This window comes from Streptomyces sp. NPDC058195 (assembly GCF_042883525.1).
In the GTDB taxonomy this organism is placed as follows: domain Bacteria; phylum Actinomycetota; class Actinomycetes; order Streptomycetales; family Streptomycetaceae; genus Streptomyces.
This window is the reverse complement of the sequence record NZ_JBHVVM010000021.1, coordinates 67,127-91,765: the sequence shown is the minus strand read 5'-3', so window position 1 is coordinate 91,765 and position 24,639 is coordinate 67,127. Positions and strand designations below refer to the sequence as shown.

General features: G+C 73.2%; 16 protein-coding genes. 7 read left to right on the top strand and 9 right to left on the bottom strand.

Annotated elements, in window-relative coordinates; all coding sequences use genetic code 11:
- Positions 1-97: 97 nt before the first annotated feature.
- Positions 98-1,162 (bottom strand): mechanosensitive ion channel family protein, encoded by a 1,065-nt coding sequence (locus ACFVWY_RS24700; RefSeq protein ID WP_389876271.1) that lies wholly within the window; start codon positions 1,160-1,162, stop codon positions 98-100.
- Between the two features lie 331 nt (positions 1,163-1,493).
- On the opposite strand from ACFVWY_RS24700, the gene ACFVWY_RS24695 reads away from it, so the two are divergent.
- The gene (locus ACFVWY_RS24695) at positions 1,494-2,030 is read left to right on the top strand and encodes an HNH endonuclease (protein WP_366290857.1); all 537 of its coding nucleotides are present in this window, start codon (positions 1,494-1,496) and stop codon (positions 2,028-2,030) included.
- Between the two features lie 46 nt (positions 2,031-2,076).
- Here the strand turns inward: ACFVWY_RS24695 and ACFVWY_RS24690 are convergent, their stop codons facing one another.
- Positions 2,077-5,082, bottom strand: coding sequence for a beta-N-acetylglucosaminidase domain-containing protein (locus ACFVWY_RS24690; protein WP_389876266.1), 3,006 nt, complete (start codon positions 5,080-5,082; stop codon positions 2,077-2,079).
- A gap of 384 nt (positions 5,083-5,466) precedes the next feature.
- On the opposite strand from ACFVWY_RS24690, the gene ACFVWY_RS24685 reads away from it, so the two are divergent.
- The 5 genes from ACFVWY_RS24685 (at position 5,467) to alc (ending at position 10,387) form a co-directional block, all read left to right on the top strand.
- Positions 5,467-5,712 (top strand): hypothetical protein, encoded by a 246-nt coding sequence (locus ACFVWY_RS24685; protein WP_389876264.1) that lies wholly within the window; start codon positions 5,467-5,469, stop codon positions 5,710-5,712.
- Positions 5,713-7,911: a 4-alpha-glucanotransferase gene (malQ, locus tag ACFVWY_RS24680; protein WP_389876261.1), complete on the top strand. Its 2,199-nt coding sequence runs from the start codon at positions 5,713-5,715 to the stop codon at positions 7,909-7,911.
- 67 nt (positions 7,912-7,978) lie between these two features.
- Positions 7,979-8,209 carry a hypothetical protein gene (locus ACFVWY_RS24675; protein ID WP_389876258.1) on the top strand — a complete coding sequence of 77 codons (231 nt, stop codon included), beginning with the start codon at positions 7,979-7,981 and terminating at the stop codon, positions 8,207-8,209.
- 59 nt (positions 8,210-8,268) lie between these two features.
- Positions 8,269-9,192, top strand: coding sequence for a LysR substrate-binding domain-containing protein (locus ACFVWY_RS24670; protein WP_389876256.1), 924 nt, complete (start codon positions 8,269-8,271; stop codon positions 9,190-9,192).
- A gap of 55 nt (positions 9,193-9,247) precedes the next feature.
- Complete coding sequence (gene alc, locus ACFVWY_RS24665; protein WP_389876254.1) at positions 9,248-10,387, top strand: allantoicase; 1,140 nt, start codon at positions 9,248-9,250, stop codon at positions 10,385-10,387.
- A gap of 168 nt (positions 10,388-10,555) precedes the next feature.
- Here the strand turns inward: alc and pepN (ACFVWY_RS24660) are convergent, their stop codons facing one another.
- The 5 genes from pepN (ACFVWY_RS24660) to pepN (ACFVWY_RS24640) all read right to left on the bottom strand — a co-directional run bounded on the left by pepN (ACFVWY_RS24660) (position 10,556) and on the right by pepN (ACFVWY_RS24640) (position 21,918).
- Entirely contained in the window at positions 10,556-13,132 is a 2,577-nt protein-coding gene (gene pepN / locus ACFVWY_RS24660; protein ID WP_389876252.1) for an aminopeptidase N, read from the bottom strand.
- Positions 13,133-13,294: 162 nt separating this feature from the next.
- The gene (locus tag ACFVWY_RS24655) at positions 13,295-14,323 is read right to left on the bottom strand and encodes an aspartate-semialdehyde dehydrogenase (protein ID WP_389876250.1); all 1,029 of its coding nucleotides are present in this window, start codon (positions 14,321-14,323) and stop codon (positions 13,295-13,297) included.
- A 191-nt stretch (positions 14,324-14,514) separates the two neighbouring features.
- Positions 14,515-17,826 carry a S8 family serine peptidase gene (locus ACFVWY_RS24650; protein WP_389876247.1) on the bottom strand — a complete coding sequence of 1,104 codons (3,312 nt, stop codon included), beginning with the start codon at positions 17,824-17,826 and terminating at the stop codon, positions 14,515-14,517.
- Positions 17,827-18,013: 187 nt separating this feature from the next.
- Positions 18,014-19,042, bottom strand: coding sequence for a hypothetical protein (locus tag ACFVWY_RS24645; RefSeq protein ID WP_389876244.1), 1,029 nt, complete (start codon positions 19,040-19,042; stop codon positions 18,014-18,016).
- 278 nt (positions 19,043-19,320) lie between these two features.
- Positions 19,321-21,918 (bottom strand): aminopeptidase N, encoded by a 2,598-nt coding sequence (gene pepN, locus ACFVWY_RS24640; RefSeq protein ID WP_389876241.1) that lies wholly within the window; start codon positions 21,916-21,918, stop codon positions 19,321-19,323.
- Between the two features lie 234 nt (positions 21,919-22,152).
- Between pepN (ACFVWY_RS24640) and ACFVWY_RS24635 the strand changes: the two genes are divergently transcribed.
- Positions 22,153-22,812 carry a DsbA family protein gene (locus ACFVWY_RS24635; protein ID WP_389876239.1) on the top strand — a complete coding sequence of 220 codons (660 nt, stop codon included), beginning with the start codon at positions 22,153-22,155 and terminating at the stop codon, positions 22,810-22,812.
- A 58-nt stretch (positions 22,813-22,870) separates the two neighbouring features.
- Here ACFVWY_RS24635 and ACFVWY_RS24630 read toward each other — a convergent pair whose 3' ends face one another.
- Positions 22,871-23,398, bottom strand: a complete 528-nt coding sequence (locus tag ACFVWY_RS24630) for an NUDIX hydrolase (RefSeq protein WP_389876237.1) — start codon at positions 23,396-23,398, stop codon at positions 22,871-22,873.
- Positions 23,346-24,605: an MFS transporter gene (locus ACFVWY_RS24625; protein ID WP_389876235.1), complete on the bottom strand. Its 1,260-nt coding sequence runs from the start codon at positions 24,603-24,605 to the stop codon at positions 23,346-23,348. Before ACFVWY_RS24625 ends, ACFVWY_RS24630 begins: the two co-directional genes overlap by 53 nt.
- Positions 24,606-24,639 lie beyond the last annotated feature (34 nt).

Genomic DNA, 24,639 nt, shown 5'->3' with positions numbered 1-24,639 from the left:
GCGCCTTCGCCGGGCCGTCAATGGGCAGCACCGGCGTGGCAACCAAAGCGTTACCCTGCCGCCGCCTCCCGGCCGTACGCGCGCCTCGGGAGCGTGGTTACTTGCCCCGCGGCTGGGGCGGGGCGATCGGGTTGGTGGCCAGGGTCTGGGGGGAGGTCGGCGAGTTGAAGGCCGAGGGGGCGGACACGGCGGCGGACGGGTCGGCCGGCGGCTCCTCCGCCTCGGCCGGGACCTCGCCGAACATCCGGATGCCGGCCGAGTCCAGCGCCACCTTGATCCGCCAGCGCAGCTCGCGCTCCACCCCCAGCGCCTTGCCGGGCATCGTCTTCGCGGCCACCCTGACCGTCATCGAGTCCATCTGCACCGCGTCCAGCCCCAGGACCTCGACCGGGCCCCACAGCCGCTCGTTCCACGGGTCCTCCTTGGCCATCTCGGCGGCGGCGTCGGTGATGACCGTACGGACCCGCTCCAGGTCCTCGGCGGGAGGCAGCACCACATCGACACCGGCCGTGGACCAGCCCTGGCTGAGGTTGCCGATCCGCTTCACCTCGCCGTTGCGGACGTACCAGATCTCGCCCTCGGCGCCGCGCAGCTTGGTGACCCGCAGGCCCACCTCGATGACCTCGCCGGAGGCGACCCCCGCGTCGATGGTGTCGCCGACTCCGTACTGGTCCTCCAGGATCATGAAGACGCCGGAGAGGAAGTCGGTGACCAGGTTGCGCGCGCCGAAACCGATCGCCACACCGGCCACACCGGCGGAGGCCAGCAGCGGCGCCAGATTGATCTGGAACGCGCCCAGAATCATCAGGACGGCGGTGCCGAGGATCAGGAACGAGGCCACCGAACGCAGGACCGAGCCGATCGCCTCCGAGCGCTGACGGCGGCGCTCCGCGTTGACCAGCAGACCGCCCAGCGTGGTGCCCTCGACCGCCTGGGCGCTGCGGTTCATCCGTTCTATGAGCTTGGTCAGGGCGCGCCGGACCGCGACGCGCAGCATCACCGCGACGGCCGCGATGAGCATGATCCGCAGACCGGTGCTCAGCCAGGTGGACCAGTTCTCCTGCACCCAGCTCGCGGCGTCGCCGGCCTGCTTGGCGGCGTCGTCCAGCGAGCTGACGGGCTCGGGCGACGGGGCCGCGGCCAACAGGGTGGACAGGGACACGGGGGGACCTCCAGGTGGACGATGGCCTTCCAACCACACTAACGGGGTACCGAAGGTTCTCTGCTGCCCCGACAGAGGGGGCGGGAAACGCATCAATCGGGGGATACCGAGGGGTGTCGGCGAGGCCGCGACGGCCCCGGCAGCGGTCCTCTGTGGCCGATCGCACACCCGGCTGACGCCCGGCGCGGGCGGCTTCGGGACGGCCGGCCGGGAAAATCCTCCCGGCCCGTTACCCGCACGTGGTGGCGCTGCGACCAGGCAGGAGTGGAGACTGAGAGCGGATCGTCCCGGCGCGAGCCACGCGCCGCCGGCGTACAAGGAGGCATCCACCGTGCCGCATGTCCTGGTTCTCAACGCGTCGTACGAGCCGCTCGGCGTCGTACCGCTCCGCCGCGCGCTCGTGCTCGTCCTCGAAAACAAGGCCATCTGCCTAGAGGAGTCCGGCGCCTTCCTGCACAGTGCCACCCGGGCCGTCCCGGCCCCCAGCGTCGTCCGTCTGAAGCGGTTCGTCCGCATCCCCTACCGGGGGCCCGTGCCGCTGACCCGGCGGGCGCTGTTCGCCCGGGACGGAGGCCGCTGCATGTACTGCGGCGCCGCCGCGACCAGCGTCGACCACGTGATTCCGCGCAGCCGGGGCGGACAGCACGCCTGGGACAACGTGGTGGCGGCCTGCCGCCGCTGCAACCACGTCAAGGCGGACCGGCACCTGCCGGAGCTCGGCTGGCGGCTGCACCGGCCCCCCGCCCCGCCGACCGGCCTGGCCTGGCGGATCATCGGCACGGGACATCGCGACCCGCGCTGGTTGCCGTACTTGCAACCGTTCGGCGCGGAGGACGCCATGGCCCGGATCGACGGCATATCAGCCTGAGATCCGGGCCTTCGTCGTTCCCGGGGCGGTACGGAACGCGGGTCCGTCACTCCGCCTCGGCAACGGCGTACGCCTCCACCGACCAGAGCGAGTAGCCGTACTCGGTGCCCCGGGCATCGCCCTGGACACGGAGGTAGCGGGCGTCCTTCGCGTCCATCCGCACCGACTCGCGCCCGCCCCGGCCCTCCCGGACGGTGGCCGCGGTGCGCCAGGTGCGGCCGTCCGCGGAGACCTGGACGCGGTAGCGGGCGGCGTACGCGTCCTGCCAGTGCAGCACCACCCGTCCGATCCGGGCGGTCTTCGGCAGCTCGGCCTGCCACCAGGAGTTGTCCTCGGCCGGTGAGGACCAGCGGGTCTCCGGATCTCCGTCGGCGGCGGCCGACGCCGGGAAACCGGACGTCTCGTCGGCGGAGGACGACGCGGTGGCGGTGCGCAGCAGATCGGGGCCCGCGGTGCGCGGGAACGCCCGGACGGTGAGCGTGCTGCGCTCGTCGCCGAAGCTGAACGGCACCTCGTACTCCCCGGCCGGGGTGCCCGCCGGGACCGTGATCTCCACCGGCACATGGGTACGCGAACCGCGCGGCACCCGCGTCTGCTTCGGCACGTCCACCTCGATGCCGCTGGGCGCCTTCGCGACCAGCGAGCCCCGCACCTCCACCGGGTGACGGGCGGCCAGGCGCGCCTCGACCCGCAGCGGCCCGCCGCCGATCTCGGCGTCCGTCTCGCCGCGCGCGAGGTCGAGCCGGGCCGCGGGCTCGTCGCCGAACCACGGCACCAGCGCCCGCACCTCAGGAGCCGGTACGGGGGCGCGGGCCGCACCGCCCGGGGCCATCGGCGCCACCGTGCTGGACAGGAGCGGCGGCGTCCCGGAGCCGCCCGTGGGCCAGCTGATCCGGATCGCGTCGGCCCGCAGTCCCTTCGCCGCCGTCTGGGTCCAGCCGGACGGCGCGAGCGCGCCCAGTCGGCGCCACCCCTCGCCGGGCACATGGGCCTCCAGCACCGCCCGCGCCACCGGGCCCGCGCCGGGCCGCACCATCGCCGTCACGGTCTCCACCGGGCGGGCCCGGTTCAGCCGGACCGTGTAGCCGCCCGCGGACTTCGTCACCGTACCGGCGTCCCGGTCCGCGCCCGTCCAGGCGTCCGCCTCCCGGCGCACCCGGTCCAGGAACGGGCCCAGCACCCCCTTGCCGACCGTCGCCCCGTCCGCCTTCGCCGCCGTGCGCGGCGCCTCCAGGGCCAGCGACGCCCGCCAGGCCGCGTCCCCGTCGCCCCGCGACTGCGCCTGGAGCAGATCGACGGCCAGCTCACCGGCCCGGCCGTACCGGGACAACTGCTCCGACCACGGAGCGACTTCCCCCTCCAGCCGCCCGTCCGCCAGGCCCTTCAGCCGCTGCGGGGTCTCCCGCATCACGGTGAACGCCTCCCGCAGCCTGCGCGCCGCCTTGTCCCGCGCTCCGGTGTCGTGCCCCGCGCGGGACCGCCAGAACCTCTCCAGCAGCGGCCGCAGATACGCGGACTCGTCGCCGCCCAGCACCGACTCCGCGCTGTTCCCGGCCAGCGCCCGCAGCGCGTCCCGGCCGCGCGCGTCGCCGCCCGCCAGATCGTCGATCGCCGCCCGCCAGGACTCCTGCGGCCGGTACCCCCGCGGGTTCCAGGCGAAGTCGGCGGCGGTGAACAGCGGGATGCGGGACGCGGACGGCTGCTCCATCGCGTTGGCGAGCAGCGCCGCCGAACCCGTCGCCACGGCGGGCTCCCGGCCGGTGTACGGGCCGAGGAGGATCCGGTCCTGGGCGTAGTCGTTGACCGGGTAGTTGTCCATCGTGACCAGCGGGTGCCCGAACGCGGCACGGGCCCCGGCCAGCTCCCCGCCGGTGATGGTCTTCGGGACGACCCCCACCCCGGTCCAGGCGACCTGCACCCGCTCGTCCAGCTCCCGCGCGAGCGCCGTGCGGTACGCGGTCGCCCCGTCCTGGTAGAACTCCGTCGGCATCACCGACAGCGGCTGCGCGCCCGGGTACCGCTCCGCGAGGTGCCGCGCCACCGCACCGGCCACCCGCGCCTGCGCGCGGGCCGCCGCCCCGGGGCCGTTGCCGAAGGTCCCGGCGTCCGCGCCGCAGTGCCACTCGCTGTAGCTGACGTCCTGGAACTGGAGCTGGAAGGCCCGTACGCCCAGCGCCCACATCGCGTCGATCTTCTTCGTCAGCGCCTTCACGTCACCGGCCGACGACATGCACATGGCCTGGCCGGGGGAGACCGCCCAGCCGAGCGTCACATGCTCGGTCCGGGCCCGGGCGGCGAGCGCCCGGAAGTCGGCCCGCCGCTCGGCCGGGTACGGATCGCGCCAGCGGGACTGCCGGTACGGGTCGTCGCCCGCCGCGTACAGATACCTGTTCTGCTTCGTACGCCCCATGAAGCCGATCTGCGCCAGCCGCTCCTGGAGCGTCCACGGCTGCCCGTAGAAGCCCTCGGTCATGCCGCGTACGGCGGTGCCCGGCCAGTCCCGGACCGCGACCCCCGCGACGCTCCCGCCCCGGACCAGCTGGCGCAGCGTCTGCACGCCGTGGAAGAGGCCGTCCTCGCCGGAGCCGTCCACCGCGACGGTGTCCCGGCCCGCGACCCGGCCGACCGACACCAGATAGCCCCCGGAAGGCAGCTCGCCGCGCTCGGGGGCGCGCAGGGCGCGCAGCGCGTCCCGGGCGCCCTCGCCGCCGAGCCGGATGACCGGGCCGCGGCCGGGCAGGGCCTCGTGGACGGTGCGCACGCCCGCGTCCCGCAGGACCGTCCGCAGCGCGTCGACCGCGTACGGATCGGCCCCCGCACCGGTCACCAGCGTGACCTCGGTGCTCAGCGCGACGGACGGACCGGCGGACACGAGGGACTGCGGCCGGGGCCACACGGAGGGCAGCGTGCCGTCGTCCGTGCGGTCGTGGGCGCTCAGGGCGGGGGAGCCGGGGCCCGCAGGGGCGGCGACGGCCTGCGTCCCCGTGGAGAGGAGCCCGCCGAGCACGGCGACCGCGATGGCCGCCGCCTGCTTTCCGCGCCTGAGCCGCATCGCCCGTCTCCCTCTTCCCGCTGTGCACCGGTGGGCTTCGAGCCCACCACCCGGGGGCGAGGGTGTCAATGCGCGTGGGCGGTGTGCCGGGAATGACCGTTGCGGCAGGTGGGGCGGGGTGCGGGGACGCGGGGACGGGGCGCGGAGCGCCGGATGCGGGGGCGCGGCCCCGGGCCGCACCCGCGAAATATGACGCCGGATGGCCGAAAACGGCGGACGACTTACGGAGAACGGGCCCGGGAGGAACGGAATGTGACCCGGAGCACGTTGAATTCGTTGTGCTGGCGCCTACGTCCGCGACCGGGGTCGTGGGCGGGTCCGCAGTGCCCCGTGTGATCTCGCGTGTCCCGTGTGTGTCCCGATTCCCACGGCCAGGAGGCCGCCATGCCCGCAGTCGTGAAGCACCCGCTCCCCGCCCTCCTCTCCCAGGTGCCCGCTCCCGCCGCCCCGCCGTCCGGCCCTCTGACCAGCGAACCGCCGCTGGCCGACGCGATACCCCTCACTAGCGAGCCCCCGCTCGCCGACGCGACGCATCTGACCAGCGAACCCCCACTCGCCGTGAACGCCCCGCTGACCAGCGAACCGGTCGCGGCGGGCGGTGCAGGGGGACCGGAGTTCCCAGGAGTCTGAATGAGCCTGTCCCGGCTCGCCGCCCTGCACGGTGTCGCCACCTCCGCCCCGTCCACCGGCGCGGGGACACCCGTCCCCGACGCCACCGTCGTCGCCGTGCTCGGCGCGCTCGGGGTGGACGCCACCACGCCCCGAGCGGTCCGGGACGCGCTCGCCGCCGCCGAGTCCGCCGCCCGCTCCCGGCTGCTCCCGGGAACGGTCGTGGTGTGGGCCGGGGAGCCGCTGCCCGGGGCACTGACCGCCCTGCCACCCGGCACCACACTGGAGATCGGCCTTGAGGGCGGCGGCCAGGCGCCGCCGATGCGCGTCGCGGCCGGTCCGGCGCGGGGAGCCACCGGGGCGGCGGAGACGGCGCCGCCCGCCTGGTGGACTCAGCCGCCGCTCGGGGTGCACCGGCTGGCCGTCCGGGCCCCCGGCGGCCGGAGCGCGGACGCCGTGCTCGTCGTCGCCCCGCCCGCCGCGCCCCGCCCGCCCCGGCGCGGCCACGGCTTCCTCGTCCAGCTCTACTCCCTGCTCTCCGCCCGCTCCTGGGGCATGGGCGACCTCGGGGACCTGGCCGACCTCGCCGCCTGGTCGGGGCGGGCCCTCGGCGCGGGCTTCGTCCAGGTCAACCCGCTGCACGCCGCCGTACCGGACCGCCCCACCGATCCCTCCCCGTACCGCCCGTCCTCGCGGCGCTTCCCCGACCCGGTGCACCTGCGCATCGAGTCCGTCCCCGAATACGGCCACGCCGCGGACCGGAGCGTCCTGGAAGACCTGCGCCAGAGCGCCGCCGCGCTCAGCGACACCGTCCTCAACAAGGGCGCCCTGATCGACCGCGACGCCGTCCGGGACCTCAAGCGCCAGGCGCTCGACATCCTGCGCCAGGTGCCCCTCACCCCCGGCCGCCGCGCCGCCTACTGCGACTTCCTGGCCGAACAGGGACAGGCCCTGGAGGACCACGCCCTGTGGTGCGCCCTCGCCGAGACGCACGGCCCCGACTGGCACCGCTGGCCCGCCGGGCTGCGCGACCCGCGCTCGCCGCAGACCGCCCGCGCCCGCGGTGAACTGCTGGACCGGGTCGACTTCCACTCCTGGCTCGCCTGGCTGACCGACGGCCAGCTCGCCGACGCCCAGCGCGCCGCCCTCGACGCGGGCATGTCCCTAGGCATCGTCCACGACCTCGCCGTCGGCGCGCACCCCGGCGGCGCCGACGCCTGGGCCCAGCAGGACGCCCTCGCCCCCGGCATGTCCGTCGGCGCCCCGCCCGACGCCTTCAACGCCCGCGGCCAGGACTGGGGCCTGCCCCCGTGGCGCCCCGACGTCCTCGCCGCCTCCGGCTACGCCCCGTACCGCGGACTGCTGCGCGGGCTCCTCGCCCACGCCGGTGCCCTGCGCATCGACCATGTGATGGGCCTGTTCCGGCTCTGGTGGGTGCCCGAGGGGAGCCCGCCCGCCGAGGGCGCCTACGTCGCCTACGACGGCGAGGCGATGCTCGCCGTCCTGGTCCTGGAGGCGCACCGGGCCGGTGCGGCCGTCCTCGGTGAGGACCTCGGCACCGTCGAGCCGGGCGTCCGCGAGGCGCTGGCCCGGCGCGGGGTGCTCGGCACCTCCGTCCTCTGGTTCGAACGCGACTGGACGGGCACCGGCCGCCCGCTGGCCCCGGAGGAGTGGCGCGAGGACTGCCTCGCCACCGCCACCACGCACGATCTGCCGCCCACCGCCGCCCGGCTCACCGGCGAGCACGTGGCCCTGCGCCACCGCCTCGGCCTGCTCACCCGTCCCCTCGCCGAGGAGCTGACGGACGACGCGGCGGACACCGCCGAATGGCTGGGGCAGTTCGTGAGGCTCGGCCTGCTCCCCGAGGGCGAGAACGACGTGGAGGGCGCGGTCCGGGCCCTCCACCGCTACCTGCTGCGCACCCCCGCCCGCATGGTCGGCGTCTGGCTGCCCGACACGGTGGGCGACCGCCGTCCGCAGAACCTCCCCGGCACCTGGGACCAGTACCCCAACTGGCGCCTGCCCGTCTCCGACGCCGAGGGCCGTCCGGTCACCCTGGAGGAACTGGCCGCCGCGCCCCGCGCGTACCGGCTGATGGAGCTCTTCGCGCCCCGCCGCGACCACCCCGCCTCCGCCCCGCGCCGCCCCACGGCCGCCCCGGGGCGGCTGCCGGACACCCCGGATCGCACCGGGCCCGCGCTCGGTGACCCCGCCTGGTGACCCGTCACGGGCCCCGTACGGCACCCCCGGGCGCGCGGCCCTCGCGGGCGTTCGCTACGTTTGCACCGTGGACAAGAAGAACGCTATGCGCGCCGGCGCCGTCGCGGCCGGAACGACGCTGATGATGCTGCTCATGTCGTCCCCCGCGCTCGCGCTCACCCGCGACGACGGTGACGACCCGGGGCCCGGCCTGAGCGCGATGGAGACCGTCGGCCTCTACGTCGTCGCGCCCATCGTCCTGTTCCTGGTCATCACGGGCCTGGTCATGGTCCTCGACAAGTCCAAGAAGCAGGCGTAACGCCCCGTCCTGTGCGCCGCGTGCCCCACGCGGCGCACACGTGTGCCTAGGCGGCGGCCATGACCGAGTGGGACGTCAAGAAGCTCCGCATCCTGCGCACCCTGCGCGACCGCGGCACGGTCACCGCCACCGCGCAGGCCCTGGTGATGACGCCCTCCGCGGTCTCCCAGCAGCTTTCCAGCCTCTCCCGGCAGCTCGGCGTGCCGCTCCTGGAGGCCCAGGGCAGACGCGTCCGGCTCACCGACGCCGCGCACCTCGTCCTGCGCCACGCCGAGGTCGTCTTCGCCCAACTGGAGCGCGCCGACGCCGAACTGACCGGCTATCTGCGCGGGGAGGCCGGTGAGGTGCGGATCGCGGCGTTCTCCACGGCCGTCCCCGCCCTCGTCGTCCCGGCGGTCCAGCGGCTGCGCGCCGAGCCGCGCCCCGGCCCCGACGTCCGGGTGCGGGAGGCGGAGGCCGGGCAGGCGTACGAACTCCTCGCCGCCGGTGACGCCGACCTGGCCCTCTCGCTCGCCGCCCACGCCCCGGCCGCCCACGACCCCCGGTTCGCGGTGCTGCCGCTGCTCTCCGACCCGCTGGACGTGGCCCTGCCCGTGCGCCACCGGCTGGCCGCCGCGCCCGCCCTCCGCCTGGCGGACCTCTCCGGCGACCCGTGGATCTACGGCGGCTCCGGCCCCTGGTCGCAGATCACCACCGCGGCCTGCGAGGCCGCCGGATTCGTACCCGAGCAGGCGCACAGCGCCTCCGGCTGGGCGGCCATCCTGGCCATGGTCGAGGCGGGCATGGGCGTGGCGCTGATCCCGCGCATGGCCTCGGCGGAACGGCGCGGCCGGGACGGGGTGGTGATGCGGGTCCTCGACGCCGACCAGCCGCGCCGCCATGTGGTGGCGGCGGTACGGCAGGGCGCCGAGGAGGGCCCCGCGGTGGCCAGGGTCCTCGCGGCCCTCACCGCCACCGCCGCATCGTTCACTTCTGCTGAATAGACGATGCAAAAACATTCGATGGACCTGATGGGTCCTTCGCCGCGACAGTGGGGGCATGACCTTCGACGAGAACGAGACCCGCCACGACGACCCCCACGCCAACGACGCGGCCCCGTACGGCGGTGGTGACCCGTACGCCGACTACCGCGGCACGGACCTGCCCTTCACCGAACTCGTCGACCTCGCCGACCGCCGCCTCGGCGCGGGCGTGATCGCCGCCAACGACGAGTTCTTCGCCCAGCGCGAGAACCTCCTGATCCGGGAGCGCGCGGTCTTCGACCCCGAGCGCTTCGGCCACAAGGGCAAGATCATGGACGGCTGGGAGACCCGCCGCCGACGCGGCGCGGACGCGGAGCACCCGTTCCCCGGGCCCGGCGAGCACGACTGGGCCCTGATCCGGCTCGGCGCCCCCGGCGTCATCCGCGGCATCGTCGTCGACACGGCCCACTTCCGCGGCAACTACCCGCAGCGCGTCTCGGTCCAGGCCACCGCCGTCGAGGGCTCGCCCAGCCCCGCCGGACTCCTCGCCGACGACGTGAAGTGGGAGGAGATCATCCCGCCCACCCCCGTACGCGGCCACGCCGCCAACGGCTTCGAGATCACCAGCGGCCGTCGCTTCACCCACCTGCGGCTGTGCCAGCACCCCGACGGCGGCATCGCCCGCCTCCGCGTGCACGGAGAGGTCCTGCCCGACCCGTCCTGGCTCGCCGCGCTCGGCACCTACGACCTGATCTCGGTCCTCAACGGCGGCAGCTACGAGGACGCCTCGGACCGCTTCTACTCCTCGCCCACCCAGATCATCCTGCCGGGCACCTCCCGCAAGATGGACGACGGCTGGGAGAACCGCCGCCGCCGGGTCCGCGACACCAACGACTGGGTCCGCTTCCGCCTCCCCGCCCAGGGTGCGGTCCGCGCCGTCGAGATCGACACGGCCTACCTCAAGGGCAACGCGGCCGGCTGGATCGCCCTCCAGGGCCGCAACGGCGAGACCGGCGAGTGGTTCGAGATCATCCCCCGCACCCGGCTCCAGCCCGACACCCCGCACCGCTTCCCGCTCCGCGCCCAGGCGGTCGTCACCCACGTCCGGCTCGACGCCTTCCCGGACGGCGGGGTCGCCCGGATGCGCCTGCACGGCGCCCTGACCGAGACCGGCGCCGCCGAACTGGCCGAGCGCTACGAGCGGGCGAGCGCGTAACACCCCGCGTCCGGGCCGGGGCCGACGTACACCCGCCCGTCGGACGGCCGCGCCGCGGCGCCCGCCCCACGGGCGGATTCCACCACCCGGAGCACGCCGCGCGTCCTACGGGAAGGGGCGCTCCCCGTCACGCCGGGGAGCGCCCCTCACCGCCGTACGGCCGCTACATCACGCCGTGGCCGCCGCCGCGTCCGCGGCCCGTGCCCGCAGGGCGCGCTCGACGCCGGAACGGGACTCCAGCACCAGCCGCCGCAGCGCCGCACCCGGCTCCGCCGAAGCGAGCCAGGCGTCGGTGGCCTCCAGCGTGGCCTCGGAGACCTGGAGCGCCGGGTAGAGGCCGATGGCGACCTGCTGCGCCATCTCGTGGCTCCGCGACTCCCACACGCCCTTGACCGAACCGAAGAACTTCTCCGTGTACGGGGCCAGCAGCTCGCGCTGGTCGGTCTGGACGAAGCCCGCGATGACCGCCTCCTGGAGGGAGTTCGGCAGCGTGTCGGACTCGACGACCGAGGCCCAGGCCTCCGCCTTCGCCGCCTCGGTCGGGCGGGCCGCACGGGCGGTCGCCGCGTGGCGCTCACCCGCCGCCGTCCGGTCGCGCTCGTACTCGGCGGCGATCTCGTCCTCCTCCAGGAGACCGGCCGCGGCGAGCCGCTCCACGAACGCCCAGCGCAGTTCCGTGTCGACGGCCAGGCCCTCGATGCTCTCCTTGCCGTCGAGCAGCGACTGCAGCAGGTCCGTCTGCTGCGGGGTACGGGCGGTCTCCGCGAAGGCACGGGCCCAGGCCAGCTGGTGGTCGCTGCCCGGCTCGGCCGCGCGCAGGTGCGCCAGCGTCGCCTCGGTCCACCGCGTCAGCCCGGCCTCGCGCCACTCCGGCGCCGCGTACAGGTCCAGCGCCAGCTTCACCTGGCGGTGCAGCGACTGGACGACGCCGATGTCCGTCTCCTTGCCGATGCCGGACAGCACCAGGGCGAGGTAGTCGCGGGTGGGCAGCTCGCCGTCCCGCGTCATGTCCCAGGCGGAGGCCCAGCACAGGGCACGGGGGAGGGACTCGGTGAAGTCGCCCAGGTGCTCGGTCACCACGGCCAGCGACTCCGCGTCGAGCCGGACCTTCGCGTACGAGAGGTCGTCGTCGTTGAGCAGGATCACGGCCGGGCGGGCGGTACCGGCCGGGAACGGGACCTCGGTGCGCTCGCCGTCGACGTCCAGCTCGATCCGGTCCGTACGGACCAGCTTGCCGCTCGCGTCGAGGTCGTAGCAGCCGATCGCGATGCGGTGCGGGCGCAGCGTGGCCTCGCCCTTCGCGCCGGCCGGAAGCGCCGGGGCCTCCTGGAGCACGGTGAACGAGGTGACGTGACCGTTCCCGTCCGTGGTGACCTCCGGGCGCAGGATGTTGATGCCCGCCGTCTCCAGCCACGCCTTCGACCAGGTCTTCAGGTCGCGGCCGGAGGTCTTCTCCAGCGCGCCCAGCAGGTCCGACAGCTGGGTGTTGCCGAAGGCGTGCGCCTTGAAGTACGCCTGGACGCCCTGGAAGAACGCGTCCATGCCGACGTACGCCACCAGCTGCTTCAGGACCGAGGCGCCCTTGGCGTAGGTGATGCCGTCGAAGTTGACCAGCACGTCGTCCAGGTCACGGATGTCCGCCATGATCGGGTGCGTGGAGGGCAGCTGGTCCTGGCGGTAGGCCCAGGTCTTCTCGGAGTTGGCGAAGGTGGTCCACGCGTTCGGCCACTTCGAGCCCTCCGCGTACGCCTGGCAGGCGACCGAGGTGTACGTGGCGAACGACTCGTTCAGCCACAGGTCGTTCCACCACTCCATGGTGACCAGGTCGCCGAACCACATGTGCGCCAGCTCGTGCAGGATGGTCTCGGCACGCCGCTCGTACGCCGCGTCCGTCACCTTCGACCGGAACACGTACTGGTCGCGGATGGTGACCGCGCCCGCGTTCTCCATCGCCCCGGCGTTGAACTCCGGGACGAAGAGCTGGTCGTACTTGGCGAACGGGTAGGCGTAGTCGAACTTCTCCTGGAACCAGTCGAAGCCCTGCCGGGTCACGTCGAAGATGTCGTCCGCGTCGAGGAACTCGGCCAGCGACGGACGGCAGTAGATGCCGAGGGGGACGGTGCGGCCGTCCTTCTCGTAGCTGCTGTGCACCGCGTGGTACGGGCCGACGATCAGGGCCGTGATGTACGACGAGATGCGCGGGGTCGGCTCGAAGGACCAGACGTTGTCGCGCGGCTCGGGGGTCGGCGAGTTCGAGATGACGGTCCAGCCCTCGGGGGCCGTCACGGTGAAGCGGAACGTCGCCTTCAGGTCAGGCTGCTCGAAGCTCGCGAAGACCCGGCGGGCATCCGGCACCTCGAACTGGGTGTACAGGTACGCCTGCTGGTCGACCGGGTCGACGAAGCGGTGCAGGCCCTCGCCGGTGTTGGTGTACGCGCAGTCGGCGACGACCTTCAGCTCGTTGGAGCCCGCGGCCAGGTGGGGCAGAGCGATGCGCGAGTCGCGGAAGACGGCGGCGACGTCCAGCGCCTTGCCGTTCAGCTCGACCTCGTGCACGGCGGGGGCGACGAGGTCGATGAAGGTCTCGGCACCGGCTTCGGCGGAGTCGAAGCGCACGACGGTGACGGACCGGTAGGTCCCGCCCTCCTGCGCCCCGGAGAGGTCGAGGTCGATCTCGTACGCGTCCACGGTCAGCAGGCGCGCCCGCTCCTGTGCCTCTTCGCGGGTCAGATTGGTGCCAGGCACGCGGTCATCTCCTTGGTCTGTGACGTTTCCGTTCATCCTTCCATGCCAGGTGCCCGGACGGTGGAGGGCATGGAAGAGGGCATGGAAGAGGGCATGGAAGAGGGCGGACACCCGGTGGGTGCCGCCCTCTTCCACGCCTTCCGCCGCCCGGTGCGGCGGCGGTCAGCCCTTCAGCTCGTCCGCGACCAGTTCCGCGATCTGCACCGCGTTCAGCGCCGCGCCCTTGCGCAGGTTGTCGTTGGAGACGAAGAGCGCGAGACCGTGCTCCAGCGTCTCGTCGACCCGGACGCGCCCGACGTACGAGGCGTCCTGCCCGGCCGCCTGGAGGGGGGTCGGGATCTCGGAGAGCTCGACGCCCGGCGCGTCCTTCAGCAGCTCGTACGCCCGCTCCACGCTGACCGGGCGCTCGAAGCCCGCGTTGACCTGGAGGGAGTGGCCGGAGAAGACCGGCACCCGGACGCAGGTGCCGGACACCCGCAGCTCCGGGATCTCCAGGATCTTGCGGGACTCGTTGCGGAGCTTCTGCTCCTCGTCGGTCTCGAAGGAGCCGTCGTCCACGATCGAACCGGCCAGCGGCAGCACGTTGAAGGCGATCGGACGCCGGTAGACGCCCGGCTCGGGGAAGTCGACCGCCCCGCCGTCGTGGGTGAGCCGCTCGGCCTCGGCGACGACCGCGGACGCCTGGCCGTGCAGCTCGGCGACCCCGGCCAGACCGGAACCGGACACCGCCTGGTAGGTGGCGACGGTCAGCGTCCGCAGACCGGCCTCGCCGTGCAGCGGGCGCAGGACGGGCATGGCGGCCATCGTGGTGCAGTTCGGGTTGGCGATGATGCCCTTGGGCCGGTTGGCGATCGCGTGCGCGTTGACCTCGGAGACCACGAGCGGGACCTCGGGGTCCATGCGCCAGGCGGAGGAGTTGTCGATCACCACGGCGCCCTGCCCGGCGACCTTCTCGGCGAGCGCCTTCGACGTCGCTCCACCGGCCGAGAACAGCACGATGTCCAGACCGGTGTAGTCGGCCGCCGAGGCGTCCTCGATGGTGATCTCCCGGCCCTCCCACTCGATCGTGGAGCCCGCCGAGCGCGCCGAGGCGAAGAGCCGCAGTTCGTCGGCCGGGAACTTCCGCTCGGCCAGGATCCTGAGCATGACTGTGCCGACCTGACCGGTGGCGCCGACGATTCCGACCTTCACAGGAACTCCTCCGAGCGTACGAACTGACACGGTTGCCGCATCCATGATGCGTGTGACGACGGCTTTCTTGTCCAGTCCATTGTCCGGGGTTCGGACAGCACCCGCCTGCCCGGGTACACAGAGGTGGGGCGGGAGCTCTGCCGAGCGCCCGCCCCACCGTCGTACATGTCGTACGGATCACACGCCGGTCGCTACGGAGCGACCTTCTCGATCACCACGCTGCCGGTGCCCGCGGCGGTGCCGCGGCTGTTCACCAGGTGCACCTCGCCGAAGAGCTGACGGCCCTCGGGAGCCGCTCCGGCGGCCACGACCTCGGCGCCGATCTTCGCCGAGGCGCCGTTGGCCAGGTCCACGGCCTTCGACTCGTCGACCTTGATCGTGCCGAGCGACGGCGCGTAGTACACGTCGCGGTAGTTGTACGTGGTGGTGCCGGCCGGGACGTCGTAGCCGTCGATCAGGACGGTGTACGTGCCCGCGGCGGGCTTGGTCAGGCTGACCGTCTCCTCGGAGCCCGCGGTGGTCGACTTCCCGACCTCCGTGTCGCCCAGGTAGACGTACAGGTCCAGGTCGGCGTTGGCGTCCGCGGTGCCGCCGATGGCGACGTCCAGCTTCTCCACGCCCTCACCGACGGTGACGGTGAACTCCTGCTCGTCGCCCGTCTTGATCGACGGCTTCTGGACGTTGGCGGAGCCCAGCGAGCCGCCCTTCAGGCTGCCCTTCAGGTCGCCGGAGTTGTTGGTGACCGTCCAGTCCACCGCGGTCGGCGTACCGATCTTCGCCTCGGCGATGGTCTTCACCGCCGGGTCGAAGGTGGCACCGAGCAGCGAGACGTCCAGCTTGTACGGGTTGTCCAGCAGCGGCGAGGTACGCCGTGCCTCGACCTCGATCTCCCAGACGCCCGGCTGCGGGTCCTTGTAGGAGCGCACGTCCGGACGGCAGGTGTTGGCCGGGTTCTCGTAGTTCGGGTAGCAGTAGATCGTGGCGCTGTCCTCCACCGCCACACCGTACGGGTGGATGGAGATGAACCGGGTCTGGCTGCCCGAGCGCAGCGCGCTCATGGCGACCTCAAGGGTCTTGGCGCCCTCCGGCACGGTCACGAAGTACGACGTGCTGCTGTTGCGCTGCACCGATCCGGACGCCTTGAGCGCGTAGGTGGGCTTCACCAGCTCGTCGGAGACGACCACCGTGGTGAGGATCTGCTGGTCCACGCCGACGGTCTTGCTGTCGTCCACCGTCAGGATCGCGCTGTGCGCGCCCATGCTGCGCGGCTGGGCCTGCACCTTGACGGTGACGGGCTCGCCGAGCGGCAGGGAGACGTTCTTCGAGCCGAGCAGCTTGAAGGTGCCGTCGTTGTTCTTCCACGCCAGCTTGTGCTTCACGGCCTTGTCCGGGCCCGTGGTGCGGGTGATGGTGACGTCGTACGACTTCTTCTGGCCGGCCTTCAGGCCGCCCTCGCGGTCGTACAGGCCGGTGCCGAAGCCGGGGGTCTTGAGCGCGAAGTCGATCGCGGTGTCGACCGGGGCCTTCACCGCGTACTCGTGCGCCGGGGTGCCCTGCTTCTGGATCTGCTTCCAGGCGCCGACGATGTCGATCAGACCGGAGCCCTGGGCGTGCGCGGGCACGTCCTTGATGTGGGTGGCGGTGCTGGTCAGCGCGGTGCGCAGGTCGGCCGGGGGCAGCTCGATGTGCTTCTGCTTCGCGGCGGACAGCAGCAGCGCGGTCGCACCGGCGGCCTGCGGCGAGGCCATCGAGGTGCCCTGCAGCATGGAGTAACCGGCGGGCAGCTCGTAGCCCGACTCCTTGACCGGGCCGCCGGGCAGCCAGGTCTGGGTGGTGTTGATGGCCGCACCGGGGGCGGTCAGGATCGGCGCGAAGCCGCCGTCCTCACGCGGACCGCGCGAGGAGAACGGCATCATGTCGTACTTCTTGGTGACGTTCGAGCCGTAGTTGGCGGCCCAGGTCTCCTTGGAGATGGACGCGCCGACGGAGATGACGTGGTCGGCGAGGCCGGGGTCACCGATGGTGTTGAGGCCCGGACCGTCGTTGCCGGCCGAGATGACCAGCTGGACGCCGTACATGTCGATGAGCCGCTTGTACAGCTCCGCACGGGCGTTGTTGCCGTCGTTCAGCGGCGGCAGGCCGCCGATCGACATGTTGACGACGTCGACGCCGCGGTTCACGACGAGGTCGATCATGCCCTCGGTGAGCGCGATGTTGGTGCAGCCGCCGTCCCAGGTGCAGGCACGCGAGGAGACGATCTTCGCGCCCGGCGCGGCACCGTTCATCTTGCCGCCGAACAGGCTGTTCGCGGCGGTGATGCCCGCGACGTGGGTGCCGTGCTCGCTCTCGATGACCCCGATGTTGACGTAGTCGGAGGTGTCACCGGCGGCGTTGTAGACGACGTTCTTGCGGTTCTCGACGACGAACGGGACGCGCTCGGCGACATCGGTCCGCGGGTCGTCCTTGCCGAAGTAGGAGACCTGGTGCTTCTCCTTGTACGGCTTCAGCGAGGCGTCGTCGGAGAAGTCCGCGTTGTCGTTCAGGTCGACGCGGGTGGCGCCGGTGACCGGGTCGTAGAGCACGGCCCAGACGTCGGTGGTGTCGCCGTCGCGGTTCAGGTCGCCCGCCATGTCGCCGCCCCTGGTGGCGGCCTCGGCGAACAGCTTGATCCGGAAGTCGCCCTCGGGGGCCTTGTACGTACGGCCCTTGTAGGTGAACACCGGGCCGGACACGGCGTCCGTCATCCGCAGCCAGGTGCCGTCACCGTCGCTGACCGGGTCGGTCGCGGTCACCCAGTCGACGATCTTGCGCTCGCCGGTGGTGGTCTTCTGCAGCGCCGGGTGGCCCAGGTCGACACCCGAGTCGAGGATGCCGATGGTCACCCCGCGGCCGTCGGCCTTCGGGTGCTGCTGGACGAAGTCGACCGCGCCCGTCTCGAAGGACGGGTTGTACGGGTTCTTCGCCGGGGTCTTCTTGCCGGGTGCCGGGTACGAACCGGTCGCCTTGGCGGAGGACTTGGCACCGGCCGCCCGGTCGGCGGCGGGAGTCGGGTCGTCCAGCTTGATCTCCTGCTTGAGATCGATGCCCTGGACGGACGACAGCCTGGAGGCCGCCTTGATGGTGGCGTCGGCGGTCGCGGTGGGCACGGTGGCCCGTACGTAGCCGAGCTTGTCGTACGCGCGTCCCAGCACGGAGCCCTTGACGGCGTCCAGCTGCCTGGCGACCTGCGCGGTCGCTCCGGGGGCGGTGGCGACCATCATCGTGATGTTCTTCTGGCCCTTGGCCTTGGCCTTGGCCAGAAGCTGCTCGTCGTGGCTGCCCAGCTTGTCGGCCACGGTGCCCTTGGCCGCGGACTTGACGGGAGCGGGGTCGGCGTTGTCGGCGGCGAAGACGGGGGCGGCACCGGTGGCGGCCAGTGCGGCCACCAGGCCGGCGGCCGCGACGACGCGGGCCGTGCGTCTCGCCCCGGATATGGAGCGGGGGGCTTCGGAGGTCATCAGCATCCCTGGTTCGGAAAGAGAGAGTCCGGAATTCGGTACCGGATGACCGCTCACCCTTTCGTAGATGGCAGGGGTTTGTGGAGAGTTGGAGGGGGTCAGATGATGCCATGGCGGCCTTCCGCCAACGGTGCTGATGCGCCATCGGGAACAAATGGTGAATATGCGGCGCCTGTGGCCCGCGTTGCCAGAGTCAGCGGGGGAGGACCGTCAGGAGAGCGGCCGGTTCGCGGTCGGCCGCCGCCATCAGCGCCGTGCGCACCACGATCGCCCGCTCCCGGTCCGCCCCGCGCGGTGCGGCCGGGGAGAGGCGGACGACGGTGACGCCGAGCCGCTCCAGATGCTCGCGCTCCGCGGCCCGCGCGCCCGCCGCGGCCCCGTGCGGGGACACCGGGTCCTGGTGCGCCGCGGCGTCGAGCTGCACGGCCACCGCCTGCTGCGGCCAGTACGCGTCCACCCCGCCGAGCGCGGGCCCGCCGGGCAGGCGCAGCTCCACGTTCCACAGCGGCTCCGGCAGCCCGTGTTCCCGCACCATCGCGTACAGCCTGCCCTCCGCCAGCGCCCGCCCCTCGGCCAGGAGGGAACCGACGGCCCGCACCACCTGGGGCCGCTCCAGCAGCCTGGCGCGCCTCAACTCACGTACCAGGACGCCCGGTTCGCAGTGCCCGCCGCGGACCGCCTCGATCATCAGCCCGCGTACGGCCAGGGGGTCGGTGAGCCCGGCGACCGCGTCCGCGAGCGCCCGCTCCACCGGGGCGACCGGCAGCCCGCGCAGCCGCTCGGCCCGCCGCACGGCGCGGGAGCGCACCAGCCGTACGTACCCGACCGAGCGCAGCCGCCGGGTGCGCGGCACCAGGACGTCGATGCTGGCGGCCGACCCGGGCGGCGGCGCGGTGGCGAAGCCGTGCAGGGCGAGCGCGGCGAGACCGGTGAGCACCGCCTCGCCGTACCCGGACTCCGGCTGCGGGCGGGAGGAGGAGGCCGGGGGCCGGCCGGCGTACAGCAGGGCGGAGCGCAGCAGTTCCTCGCCGCCGAGGGGGTCTGGGTGCAGGACGTACACACCGGGCAGGGGCTGCTGCCACGGCCCGCCGGTCCGGCAGCGGGCGGCGGCCGTCGAGGCGGACACGCCCCGTGCCCTCAACTGCGCGGCGGACAGCACGTCGCGGCGTGCCTCGCCGGTGGCGCGGGCGTGACCGGGGGAGAGCGGGGTGTTCTGGGTCATGCTCCGGGGTATCCCGCACGGCGCCGCGGCGCTAACCCCTGTTACAGGCTCGTCGACGACTCAGGACAACCCCGTCCTCAGCCCCGGCCGCCCGGCCGATGACAGGCCGGGGCGTGCGCCGGGGACGTACGGAGCAGCACGCGCGCCGGGGCGTACGGCGCGCGGACAGGGGAGGGGGCGAGCGGACGGGGGTGAGGGTGCGCCGGGACCGTACGGCGCGCGGACGGGGGAGGGGGTGCGCCGGGACCGTCCGGCCCCGGCGCACCCCCTCCGAGGGATCAGGCCCCGGCCGCCGCGTCGCAGGACTGCGCCCGCAGCGCCCGCGCCAGGTCGTCCCGCGCCTCCAGCACCAGCCTGCGCAGCGCCGGAGCGGCGTCCGCGTGGGCGGTGAGCCACGCGTCCGTCGCCTCCAGCGTCGACGGGTCGTCCTGGAGCGCCGGGAACAGGCCCCGCACCACGGCCATCCCGATCTGGATCGACCGATCGGCCCAGACCCGCTCGATCGCCTCGAAGTACCGGCTCGCGTACGGCGCCAGCAGCTCCCGCTGCGAGGACTGCCCGAAGCCCGCGATCGTCGCCTCCACCAGCGCGTTGGACAGCGCCGACGACTCCACGACGTCCGCCCAGGCCGCCGCCTTGACGTCGGCGGAGGGCCGCGAGGCCAGGCACCGCACCTGGTGCCGCTCACCGGACGCGGTGTCGTCGCGCGCCAGCTCGGCCGCGATCACCGACGCGTCGGCCACCCCGTGCGCGGCCAGCGGGGACAGGAACGCCCACCGCAGCTCCTGGTCGACGTCCAGTCCGTCGATCCGGGCCGTGCCGTCCAGCAGCCCGGTCAGCAGCTGGAAGTCCGCGTCCGAGTCGGCGGCCGACGCGAAGAACCGCGCCCACGCCAGCTGGTGCTCGCTGCCCGGCTCGGCGATCCGCAGCTCCCGCAGCGCACCCTCGGACAGCGTCCGGCCGCCCTCCTCGCGCCACTCGGGCGCCGCGTACCGCACCAGCGCGGTCTGGGTCCAGGTGTGCAGCATCTGGAGCACCCCGATGTCGGACTCCCGCCCGGCGAAGGCCAGCACCAGCGCGACGAAGTCGCGGGCCGGCATCAGCCCGTCCCGGGTCAGGTTCCACAGCGCCGACCAGCACAGCGCTCGGGCGAGCGGGTCCGTGATGTCGCCCAGGTGCTCGCGCAGCGTGGCCAGCGACGCCTCGTCGAAGCGGACCTTGCAGTACGTGAGGTCGTCGTCGTTGACCAGGATCAGTTCGGGCCGCTCGGCCCCCGTCAGCTCCCCGATCACCGTACGCGGCCCCGCCACGTCCGCCTCGGCGCGCGCGTACCGCACCAGGTTCCCGTCGACGGCGCGGCGGTACAGCCCGACCGCGACCCGGTGCGGCCGGAGCTCCGGGTGGGACTCGGCCGCCTCCTGGAGGACCGCCAGCTCCGTGATCCGGTCCGCGGCGTCGTACGTCACGACCGGGGTCAGCGAATTGACGCCCGCGGTCTGGAGCCAGGCCCGGGACCAGGAGGTCATGTCCCGGCCGGAGGTCTCGGCCAGCACGGACAGCAGGTCGCCCAGCTGGGTGTTGCCGTAGGCGTGCTTCTTGAAGTAGCGCCGGGCGCCCTCCAGGAACGCGTCCCGCCCCACGTACGCCACCAGCTGCTTCAGCACCGAGGCGCCCTTGGCGTAGGTGATGCCGTCGAAGTTGAGCTTGGCGTCCTCCAGGTCACGGATGTCGGCCGTGATCGGGTGGGTGGACGGCAGCTGGTCGGCGCGGTACGCCCAGGACTTGCGGTTGTTGGCGAAGGTGACCCAGCCGTCCTTGAAGCGCGTCGACTCCACCATGGAGAACGCGCCCATGAAGTCGGCGAAGGACTCCTTCAGCCACAGGTCGTCCCACCACTGCATGGTGACGAGGTCGCCGAACCACATGTGCGCCATCTCGTGCAGGATGACGTTGGCCCGGCTCTCGTACGCCGCCCGCGTCACCTTGCCGCGGAAGATGTATTCCTCGCGGAAGGTGACGAGGCCCGGGTTCTCCATCGCGCCCAGGTTGTACTCCGGCACGAAGGCCTGGTCGTACTTCCCGAACGGGTACGGGTAGTCGAAGTTGTCGTGGAAGAAGTCCAGGCCCTGCTTGGTGATCAGGAAGACGTCGTCCGCGTCGAAGTGGCGGGCCAGGCCCTTGCGGCACATCGCGCCGAGCGGGATCTCCAGCGTGGTGCCGTCCTCGAACGTACGGCGGTAGGAGTCCGTCACGTAGTGGTACGGACCGGCGACGACCGCCGTGATGTACGTGGAGATCGGCTCCGTCTCGGCGAAGTGCCGGACCGCGCCCTCCCGGGACTCCTCGGCCCCGTTGCTCCAGACCGCCCAGCCCTCCGGCGCCGCCACCCGGAAGCGGTAGGGGGCCTTGAGGTCGGGCTGCTCGAAGTTGGTGAAGACGCGCCGGGCGTCGGCCGGCTCGTACTGCGTGTAGAGGTAGACCTCGCCGTCCTCCGGGTCGACGAAGCGGTGCATCCCCTCGCCGGTCCGGCTGTACGCGCACTGCGCGTCGACCACCAGGGTGTTCTCGCCCTCGGGCAGCTCCTCCAGCGCCACCCGCGTGCCGTCGAAGACGGCCGCCGGGTCGAGCGCCCGCCCGTTCAGCGTCACGGCGTTCACGGACGGCGCCACCAGGTCCGCGAAGGTCGAGGCTCCCGCGCGCGCGTTGCGGAACCGGATCGTCGTCACCGAACGGAAGGTGAGCGGACCGGCAGCGTCCCCTTCCCCGTCGGGACCGCCGACGGCGGAACGCAGATCGAGCTCGACCTCGTAGCCGTCGACGCTCAGCAGCTCGGCCCGCTCGCGGGCCTCGTCACGGGACAGGTTCTCACCGGGCACGGGCACACTCCTTTGTGTCACGTTGGAATACTTTGATCCTCCCATGCCCGTACTGGGGCCGGTCCATGGGAATGCCCGGCGCGCTGCACGGCGTTTCCGTGCACGGATGTGCACGGATGTGATCGCGTTTCCTGCCCCTGACGAATCCCCTGACGAACCCCGCTGACGAATCGTGCTGACGCATCGGTGAGTCACGCGAACCGCGCCGACGAATCGCGCTTACGAGGAGAGACGATGCCCGACACCACCGCGGCGGCCACGACCGCGACCGGCAAGACCCCCGTCGACTTCTGGTTCGACCCGCTCTGCCCCTGGGCCTGGATGACGTCCCGCTGGATGCTGGAGGTGGAGAAGGTCCGTGACGTCGAGGTCCGCTGGCACGTGATGAGCCTGGCCGTGCTCAACGAGGACCGGCTCGACGAACTGCCCGAGGAGTACCGCGAGCTGCTGGAGACGGCCTGGGCCCCGGTCCGCGTCGTCGTCGCCGCCCAGCAGAAGCACGGCGACGACATCACCGGCCCCCTCTACACCGCGCTCGGCACCCGCTTCCACAACCGGGGCGAGGGCGCCACCCGCGAGGCCATCGCGGGCGCGCTCAAGGACGTGGGCCTGCCCGCCGAGCTGGCCGCGTTCGCGGACTCGGACGTGTACGACACCGAGCTGCGCGCCTCCCACAAGGAGGGCATCGACAAGGTCGGCCAGGACGTCGGCACCCCGGTCATCGCCGTCCCCGGCGCGGACGGGGAGCAGATCGCCTTCTTCGGTCCGGTCGTCACCCCCGCCCCGAAGGGCGAGGCGGCGGCGAGGCTGTGGGACGGCACGCTGCTGGTCGCGTCGACCCCCGGTTTCTACGAGATCAAGCGGACCCGCACCCAGGGCCCGGTCTTCGACTGATCCGGCCGTCGCACGCGGCGCGGGACCGGGCGAGCCCCGGCCCGCGCCGCGTGCCCGCTCACGTGGTGCGGGCCGCCCGCCCGTCGGGGTCGCCGTCCTCGTCGAAGTCGCCCAGGTGCAGCGGCCTGCCCGGCGGCGTCGTGCCGCTCAGCGCGGGCGGCAGGAGCCCCGCCATCCCCTTCGGCCGGACGGTCTCCCCGGTCGCCGCCAGCTCGGCCACCGTCCACCAGCGGTGGCCGTACCGTGCCTCGTCCGTCCCCACCCGCACCGCCGCCACCTCGGCGGCGGTGATCCGGACGACGCGGTACTCCTCGTCCTGGTCGAAGCCCTGACCGTCCACGTGGAACAGCGCGCGCCGGGTCCACACCACCGGCCCCGGCCGGGCGGCCGACAGGACCAGCGCGGTCTCCTCCCGGACTTCGCGCAGCGCGGCCTGCACCGGGTCCTCGCCCTCCTCGATGCCCCCGCCGACCGTGAACCACCACCGGGCGCCGTCGCGCCGGGGATCCCTGCCGCACAACAGCAGCAACCGCTCACGCGGGTCGATCAGCAGTACCCGTGACGTCCGACGCTTCCGAAGTCCCATGCAGCGCAACGCTATCCACCGCTCCCGGGGCCCTCGTCCCCCTCCTCGTGGCCCGGTGCCCCGCCCACGACAGGGCCAGGCTGACCGCCACCGAGGCCACCGCCATCACCGACATCGCCGGGGCCGGGGAGGTCCACTGGGCGAGGCTCCCGGCCAGTGCCGCGGCGACGCCCTGCAGGGTGAGCATCCCGGAGGAGTGCAGGCCCAGCGCCTGCCCGGTGAACTCGTCCGGGGTCAGGGCCATCAGCCGCTCCTGGTACAGCAGGCTCGCCGCGAAACCGACCGAGGCGAGCATCGCCAGGGCGAACGCCACGGGAAGCGCCGGACGCAGGACGAAGAACAGGTACGGGGCGGCCAGGAGCAGCTGCAACGGGGCGGCCAGCCTCCCCCGCCAGGGCCGGGCGGAGATGAACCGGCCCGCCACGGTGTCCCCGATGAGCATCCCCAGCGCGGCGCACGCGAAGAGCAGCCCGGCGCCGGCCGGGTCGTACGGGACGAACAGCGACTCGCAGCCCACGACCAGCCCGTTCGGCACCCAGAGCGCGAGGTAGGCCCGGCGGCGCGGGCCCGAGGACCACAGCAGGGCGTTGATCCGCCAGGTCTCGGCGGGCGACGGCCGCCCCGTGGCGCGCGGCGGCCGGCGTGCCAGCCCGTACCGGGCGACCGCCGCGCCCGCCAGGTACAGGGCGGCGGCGATCAGCAGCGTGCCGCGCGCGGACAGCGTCACCACCAGGAGCCCGCCGAGCGCGAAGCCGCCGATCTGCATCAGCCCGGCGCACATGTTCAGCACGGAACGCCCCAGCAGGTACCCGTCCTTGGGCAGCACCTCGTTCAGCAGTCCGTAGCGCACACCACCGCCCACCGCGGCGACCACCCCCTGGGCCAGGAGGATCGCGAAGGCCGCCGGGAGCGGCAGACCGGGAACGGCGAGGGCGGCGGTGGCCAGGGCGAAGACCAGCGCCATGCCGGTCGTCGCGGCCCGGGGCGGCAGCCGGTCCGCCGCCGACATCAGCAGCGCCGCGCCGATCACCTGGGCGAGCGAGGAGCCGAACATGGACAGGGCGGCGAGCAGCGCGGACGCGGTCGCGTCGTAGACCAGGGTGGCCAGGGCCAGCCCGCTCATGGTCGACGCGGCCACCTGCAGCGCACTGGTCGCGAAGAACGGCCGGAACTGCGGTGTGCGGAAGAGTTCCCGGTAGGTGTGCATGCGGGGAGTGTCGGAGGGGGCGCGCGGCGAGCGT